Below are 2,265 nucleotides of genomic sequence, written 5' to 3'. Positions count from 1 at the left end.
TCGGCGCCGTGCTCGCGCCACAGGCGCTCAGCACGGGCCTGGACGGCGGGATCGATCTTCTTGGGCATGATTGTCATCCTTCCTGATGGGACTCAGAAAGGAGCGGCATCAAACCTGGGGTGATTCACGGTAGCGTTCACCGGCCGCCAGGATCAGACCGAGGCCGGCGAGCTCGAGCGCGACCACCGCGAGAATGTTCCACCACAGCCTGGTCAGCACCCAGTTGTCGACCAGGGCGACGAGGGCCAGCAGAGGAGTGAGCACCAGCATCACGCCGATACAGAAAGCCGCGGCGCGCTGCAGGCGCCACACGTTCATCCGGTCACGCCCCGACGACACAGCACTCAAACGGACAATTCATCGTTGCTGATTGTACTGCGAGTCAGGATTTTCAGGTTGCTCTTAGAGAGTGCGATGAGGCCCCTCGCCAAAGGAGGATCTTCGCCGCCGCCCACGACCACACACCCGGGAAATCGGGGGTCTAGCCGCCCGATCGCCCAGGAGGCGACGAGCGGGGCTTTCGCCTTCAACCGGTGGCGCTGAGCGTGTCGTCTTCGGCGAGACCGCGGCCGAGCCACATGATCGCGTCGGCCACCCAGCGACCCTGCACCTCGGGCTCGAGGCGGCGGATCGCGTCGGGCAGAAAGCTCATCAGGGCGGCCGACAGCGCGGCGTTCTCGGAGAGCGCGTGCCGGGAGACGACGCGGTCGTACTCACAGATGCGCTGGTACAGATCGCCGTAGGTGACCACCTCACCACTCAGGCGCACCGCCGTCATCCAGGGCATCGCCGCAGCACGCTGTTCGATGCGGGAGAGAAGGTCGTTCATGATTCCGCCTGTCCGCCGGTGCGAGCATCTGTTCGGATGACCCCAATACTGGGACCCTACCGCCCAGTATCGCAGAGCATCGCTACGGGCAACAGGCCTGGCGCCCACCGTATGATGCAACCCACACTCGATGTCATTGCCTCACGATATCGAGCATGACACGAAATATCGCCAGCACCAGTGAGGCCAGTGTGGCTGAATCACATTCGTGATACCCCCGTTACGAGGATGTCGCTGTCGGCGAGTCTGTACCCGCCGACAGCGACATCGAGACACCGTCAGCCTTTGGCGGCACGCTCCGCCGCATCGCGCTCCATCGCCTCGATGAGACTCTTCGGGCGCAGGTCGGTCCAGTTCTCCTCCACGTACTTCAGGCACGCCTCCCGGCTGTCCTCACCGAACACCTTGGTCCAGCCGGCCGGAATGTCGGCGAAGGTCGGCCACAGGGAATGCTGGTTCTCGTCGTTGACGAGAACGAAGAAGCGGCCGTTCTCGTCGTCGAAGGGGTTAGTCACAATCAATCTCCTCGGTTATGGATCAACAGGGCCTCACGCGCGTGAGACCTCGGCACGAAGTCGAATTTTACCGCGCGGTCAAAGCAGAGACGTAAGCAGATCAGCGGATCGCTGCCCAGATCTGCGGCCACGATGCCTTCAGCTCACGCTCCCAATACCCCCATGAGTGGGTGCCGACCGGCCGGATCACGATGGTCGCCGGAACGTGGAGTTGCTTCAGCCGCTGCTGCATGTTCAGAGTGCAATACGTCATCGCGGCCTCGATTCCACCACCGAGCGTGATCTGATCGATCATCTTCGGGTTGAGGTCATCGAGCGAGTGAATCTGCTCGTCGGGGCCGGGAAGACCCGACATCGACGAGATGTACAGCGAGGTGCCGCGCAGCTTGTATGCATTGACGTACGGATCGTGCCGACGCCAGTCCGGACCGTTGAGCGGACCCCACATCTTGGTCATGTCCGCTCCGATCCGGCCCTCGATGACCTGCCGAATGAACTCCTGGCCGATCGGGTCGCTCGTCTGGGCGCAGCCACTGTACGCGGCGACTGCCTGGAAATGTCCCGGCTTTCTGACGGCCAGATTCAACACCGACGTGCCAGCCATCGAGATACCGGCGATCGCATTCTTGCCGTTGGTATTGAACCGCTGCTCGAGTAGCGGAGGCAACTCCTTCAGAAGAAATGTCTCCCACTTACTCCGGCCGATCTTCGGGTCGACCCGCTGCCAGTCGGTATAGTATGAGCCGCCTCCGGCCAGCGGAGTCACGACATAGACGTGCTTGTTTGCGAAGAACTGAAGCGCCCCGGGTTCAGTGGAGGTTCTCAACTCACGGAGGATGAGAGTCATGGCAGCACCACGGAAGTACCCGGACGAGTTGCGTGAGCGTGCGACGCGGCTGGCGGTCGAGGCCCGGCAGGACC

General features: G+C 62.6%; 4 protein-coding genes. All 4 read right to left on the bottom strand.

Annotated elements, in window-relative coordinates:
- Positions 1-108 precede the first annotated feature (108 nt).
- Complete coding sequence (locus ACSEEN_RS21280) at positions 109-318, bottom strand: hypothetical protein (protein WP_440714245.1); 210 nt, start codon at positions 316-318, stop codon at positions 109-111.
- A gap of 208 nt (positions 319-526) precedes the next feature.
- Positions 527-829: a hypothetical protein gene (locus ACSEEN_RS21275; RefSeq protein WP_247864949.1), complete on the bottom strand. Its 303-nt coding sequence runs from the start codon at positions 827-829 to the stop codon at positions 527-529.
- 278 nt (positions 830-1,107) lie between these two features.
- On the bottom strand, positions 1,108-1,344 hold the full coding sequence (locus tag ACSEEN_RS21270) for an MbtH family protein (protein WP_283255242.1): 237 nt from the start codon (positions 1,342-1,344) through the stop codon (positions 1,108-1,110).
- Positions 1,345-1,444: 100 nt separating this feature from the next.
- Complete coding sequence (locus ACSEEN_RS21265; RefSeq protein ID WP_440714244.1) at positions 1,445-2,191, bottom strand: alpha/beta hydrolase; 747 nt, start codon at positions 2,189-2,191, stop codon at positions 1,445-1,447.
- Positions 2,192-2,265: the final 74 nt, after the last annotated feature.

It is taken from the genome of Gordonia marina (assembly GCF_052036135.1).
Classification (GTDB): Bacteria; Actinomycetota; Actinomycetes; order Mycobacteriales; family Mycobacteriaceae; genus Gordonia.
The sequence above is the reverse complement of the archived record's forward strand: the minus strand, read 5'-3'. Positions and strand labels throughout refer to the sequence as shown.